Annotated in this window: 1 pseudogene; it reads left to right on the forward strand. The window is 73.7% G+C overall.

The features are described 5' to 3' along the window. Positions 1-305: 305 nt before the first annotated feature. Positions 306-627, forward strand: a pseudogene (locus AB0I06_RS34265) (XRE family transcriptional regulator); the annotation flags it as partial. Between the last annotated feature and the right edge of the window lie 843 nt (positions 628-1470).

Consider the following 1470-nt stretch of genomic DNA (forward strand, 5'->3'; position numbering starts at 1 on the left):
GACCGCGGTCGGCACCAGCGCTGCGCCACCCACCACGTGCGCTGGCCATCCAAAGCTGACTGCATCCGGGACGAGCGACCACTCGAGGCATTCCAGCAGCAGACTGCGGGGCTCTGCGAGAGCCGGTGACGGCACCGACGATCGCGTGCTGGGGGCAAGCGCTGTCCCTCCAGTTCCGCTCGTCGAGCCCGCTACTCCCACTGCGCCACTCGACGCCGCCCTGGCCCTCCTGCCCACCTTCGACGACACCAACTATTACTGGATCTGACCCATCGTGGACCACGACCGAGCCCGCCCTGGCGGCCCTCGATATCTCGCAGCGCACCGTGGAGCGGCACGTCAAAGACCAGATCCGCCGACCTCGCCCAGCGCCTGGAGGACGCCGCACGGGCTCGCTGGCAGCCCCGCATCCGCGAGCAGGCCAGGCGCCAGGCCGCCACCAGCACCGGCATCGTGATCGACACCCGCGCCAGGTTCGGCTTCACCGCCGCACCCGGCCCCACCGACGACGCCCGGCAGCGCCACCTGACCTTCGCCCTGCCCCCGGAGTACGCGGGCCGCCTGTTCGACGCCCAAGAGGCCGGTGCCAGCGAGCAGCAGCTGCGCGACATGGCCGCTGAAGGCCTCGGCGACCGCAAGAAGGACCCGGCCGTGTACGAGCACCTGGTGCTCGTGGGCGGAGTCGAGCACTGGCCCCGCCACGTCGTACGGGACCACACCCCCACACCTCGCCGCCGCACCGGCAGCAGCGGCGGGGGCCGACCTGCGGGCGCTGGTGACCAGGTCCCCCGAGACCAGCTACCGGCGCGCGTCGCGCAGCTCCTGGACGACGACCCCGCACTCACCGCGGCCGTTGTCACCGAACAACTCGGCGTGCACCGCAACACCGCGCAGGCCGCGCTGACAGCCCTGCGCAGCGGATGGCCGACGTTGATGGAACAGCGCCGGGTGAACGCCGCCCAGGCCGCCGCCGCGCTCGGCTACCCGGCCGGCCTGACCCGCCGCGCCGGCATCCGCGCCGAGGCCATCCTGCGTGGCCGCCAGGCACGCCCCTACCTCGCCGAGGTCACCCGCGCCCTGCACGCCCGCGGCTGGACCACCACCGGCCGTCCAGCACCCCCACGGTGACGAGTGTTTCGCCGCGCTCGTCCTGGACGGCCCTGAAGCGCCGGCTGCGGCCCTGGTGTGGTCCGAGCGCCACGGCTGGCGCACCTCGACCTCCCGCCGCCACCCCCTCGGCCGGGGCGCAGCCTGGCCCCCGCCCGGCCCCGGCGTACGTCATCTCGCCACCGGCACCACCCCCGACCCCGCCGACCTCGTGAACGCCCTGGAAGCCACCTGCTGACCCTTCCCGCCGCACACGACGGTTCGGGCCGTTAGGACGCCCTTGGGGCCCGTGCTGTGGTCGGCTAAGGCAGCGGACGGTGCTACCTGGGGCGTTGAGCGGTGACCGGCCGGAGTGATTCAGCC

The sequence above is a fragment of the Streptomyces sp. NPDC050674 genome (assembly GCF_040654575.1).
Taxonomy (GTDB): domain Bacteria; phylum Actinomycetota; class Actinomycetes; order Streptomycetales; family Streptomycetaceae; genus Streptomyces.